This is a genomic window from Pontibacterium sp. (assembly GCF_041587635.1).
Classification (GTDB): Bacteria; Pseudomonadota; Gammaproteobacteria; order Pseudomonadales; family Balneatricaceae; genus Pontibacterium.
In genome coordinates this window covers 1-3441 of the sequence record NZ_JBFGYC010000441.1, presented here as the reverse complement: position 1 = coordinate 3441, position 3441 = coordinate 1, and the positions used below count along the sequence as shown (strand labels likewise).

Genomic DNA, 3441 nt, shown 5'->3' with positions numbered 1-3441 from the left:
GTGAAGAAGCTATCACACCCGAGCAGTATCCTGCATTGCTTCAGGTAATTCGGGTGGCACTGGGGCTGGCCTGTATCTATACGCTGGTCGCAGCATTCTCCTCTTACAAGCGGGGCAAAATACGCGGCTGAGCGGCGCATGTACGGCGGCTACCCGTTCGGGCTAATATAGAGGCAGTATTAGTTTAATTTGAGTGCTGCTGTTTTCATGTCCGGAAAGCGAGATCTTACACCGCCCGCCAATATTGACTCAGAAGATGCCTGGGTCAGTGTCATCCAGAAAATGGATGAAGCCTACGCTGATCTGGTGCATTCACAGGTTGAGGTTGAGGAAAAAAACACAGAACTGGAGGAGGCCAGGAGTTTCCTTCATAGTATCCAGAGTGCCATGAGCGACGTGTTGATTGTGTGTGATCAAAACGGCGTGGTACAGGGTGTGAACCGGGCGCTCGAGCAACTGACCGGACGCAGTGAAGAGGAGCTGATTAGTGCTCGTTTCACGGATCTTATTGCCACAAAATATCATTCCAAAATCAGCAGCTTTATGGGGCAGTTGCGTATTCAACCGGTGCGTGATTGCGAAGTGGAACTGATCGGCCGCGATGGTCTTGTCCCGCTCTCTATGAATTGCTCGCCGCGTCATAATCACCGTGGTCGCCTGATCGGCATGGTGATGGTCGGTCGTCCTCTGGGTGAATTGCAGAAAGCTTATAAAGAACTCAATGCCGCACACGCTGAACTGAAGCTGGCGCAAGAGCGATTGGTGCAGTCGGAGAAGATGGCATCGCTGGGTCGACTGGTCGCAGGGGTGGCACATGAGCTCAATAACCCGATCAGTTTTGTCTATGGCAATATGCACGCGCTGCAGCGATACACCGACCGCCTGTGCGCCTATTTTGATGCGATCAACGAAGGTAATAGTCGTGAGCAGTTGAAAGCGATGCGCGAGAAGTTGCGGCTCGATAAAGCGATCCGTGATCTGAATTCGCTGGTGGAAGGCACGATGGAGGGGGCGGATCGGGTCAAAGAGATCGTTAACGACCTGCGTCAGTTCTCTTCGACACAGGAGTCTGAGAAGGCGGTGTTTGATCTGAGCCATGTGATCAAAACCGCGATGCACTGGATTATCAAAGAGAGCAAAGCGCCGATCGACGTGGTGGAAACCATCCCTGCCGATCTGACCGCGTTTGGCCACTCTGGTCAGATCCACCAGGTGGTGGTTAATCTGATCCAAAATGCTGTGGATGCCATGGACGCATCGGACCCCAAACGGTTGCTGTTAAGTGCGCAGGTCGTAGATGGGAAGGTGATTTTTGAGGTGCATGATAGCGGGCCGGGTATCCCGGATGATTTTCTATCCCGTCTGTTTGATCCGTTCTTTACCACCAAACCTGTCGGGCAGGGTACTGGGCTGGGATTATCGATCAGCTACGGTATTGTCTCCGAACACGGAGGTGAGCTGGTGATCCAGAACCACCCTGACGGTGGCGCACTGGCATCATTAACGCTGCTGACCGAAGAACGTTATGAGGAGTCCAATCGTGCCTAATCTTCTCTGGTTACAGTCCGGTGGCTGTGGTGGTTGTAGCATGTCGTTGTTGAATGCTGAATCGCCAGACCTGATGACGTTACTGGATGCAGCAGGTATTGAACTCCTCTGGCATCCATCGTTAAGTGAACAGACAGGCAGTGAAGTGATTGCGCTGCTCGAAGCGATCATCAAAGGAGAGCAGGCGCTGGATTTGTTGTGTATTGAAGGTTCCATGATGATGGGACCGCACGGCACGGGCCGCTTTCATATGTTAGGTGGCACGGGTAAACCGATGATCCACTGGGTGCGTGAACTCGCTGAAAAAGCGAAGTATACGTTGGCGGTGGGCTCTTGCGCGGCATACGGGGGCATTACTGCGGCAGGCAGCAACCATACCGATGCGACCGGTCTGCAATATGATGGAGAACTACCTGGCGGGTTGTTGGGTGAGAGTTACCGTTCATCAGAGCACTTTAAGGTTATTAATATCGCTGGCTGCCCGACCCACCCGGATTGGGTTACGGAAACGCTGATCAGTATTGCCTTGGGTGAACACGGGGAAGCAAACCTTGATAGCCTGGGTCGCCCACGGATGTATGCCGATCAACTTGTGCATCACGGTTGTAATCGTAACGAATACTACGAGTACAAAGCCAGCGCGACCGCCCCGGGGGAACGCGGTTGTATGATGGAAAATATGGGCTGTCTGGGGACTCAGGCGCATGCTGATTGCAATATTCGCGATTGGAACGGTCATGGCTCTTGTACCAGCGGCGGTTACGCGTGTATCAATTGCACCGCGCCAGAGTTTGAAGAGCCGGGTCACAGTTTTACCAAAACCCCCAAGATTGCAGGTATCCCTGTCGGTCTCCCTACGGATATGCCTAAGGCATGGTTTGTTGCGTTGGCATCCTTGTCAAAAGCCGCAACGCCTGAGCGTTTAAAAGAAAACGCTACATCGGAACAATTGATCTATCCACCCACGATACATAAACGCAAAGGTTAGTCTGAGGACGTCGATGAGTCGTATTTTAGTAGGCCCGTTTAACCGCGTCGAAGGTGATCTGGAAGTCACTTTGGATACCGACGGAGATCAGGTGCGAAGTGCACGCGTGAATTCTCCGTTATATCGGGGGTTTGAACAGATCATGCTGGGTCATAATCCGATGGATGCGCTGGTCTATACACCGAGGATCTGTGGAATCTGTTCTGTGAGTCAGTCCGTCGCGTGTGCGCGGGCTTTAGCGGATTTGATGCAGGTAGAGATGCCGGAGAATGGCCTGCATTGTACTAACTTAGTTCTCGCCAATGAGAATATGACGGACCTGCTAACCCACTTCTACCTGTTTTTTATGCCGGACTTTGCCCGTCCGGTATATGCCAATGAAGACTGGTTTGAAAGGATCGAAAAACGCTTTAAGGCAACGAAGGGGGATGCAACCCGTGTGATGTTGCCCGCGCGGGCGGATTTTCTGCACCTGATGGGATTGCTGGCCGGAAAATGGCCACACACACTCAGTTTGCAGCCGGGTGGTACGACCAAACCTGTTGAACCACAAGAGCGAATCAAACTCCTGACGATTATCGCGGGATTTCGCCGTTTTCTGGAGACGGAGCTTTTTGGTGATGATTTACAGGTGATTGCTAGCCTGACATCTGTGACAGAGTTAGAGCAATGGCGCCTTCAGAAACCTTGGTATAGCAGTGACTTTCGAGCATTTTTACACCTAAGCGAGCAGCTTAATCTTCAACGCTTAGGTCGAGCGACCGATCAGTTCCTGAGTTACGGTACCTATCCGCAGTCCAGTGGGAAGGTCTTTAAATCCGGTGTCTATCTGGGAGGTGAGCACTTACCGTTGAGCAGTGTTGCGATAACTGAAGACGTATCACATTCGTGGTTAGAGGGCGGAG

Annotated in this window: 3 protein-coding genes; all 3 read left to right on the top strand. The window is 52.2% G+C overall.

Going from position 1 to position 3441, the window contains the following annotated elements; genetic code table 11:
• Positions 1-207 precede the first annotated feature (207 nt).
• The gene (locus ABYW01_RS17125) at positions 208-1548 is read left to right on the top strand and encodes an ATP-binding protein (RefSeq protein ID WP_372835070.1); all 1341 of its coding nucleotides are present in this window, start codon (positions 208-210) and stop codon (positions 1546-1548) included.
• Positions 1541-2536: a HupU protein gene (locus tag ABYW01_RS17120; RefSeq protein WP_372835068.1), complete on the top strand. Its 996-nt coding sequence runs from the start codon at positions 1541-1543 to the stop codon at positions 2534-2536. The genes ABYW01_RS17125 and ABYW01_RS17120 overlap by 8 nt, the downstream gene beginning before the upstream one ends.
• A gap of 13 nt (positions 2537-2549) precedes the next feature.
• Positions 2550-3441: nickel-dependent hydrogenase large subunit (locus ABYW01_RS17115; protein ID WP_372835066.1), on the top strand; the 892-nt coding region annotated here is incomplete at its 3' end.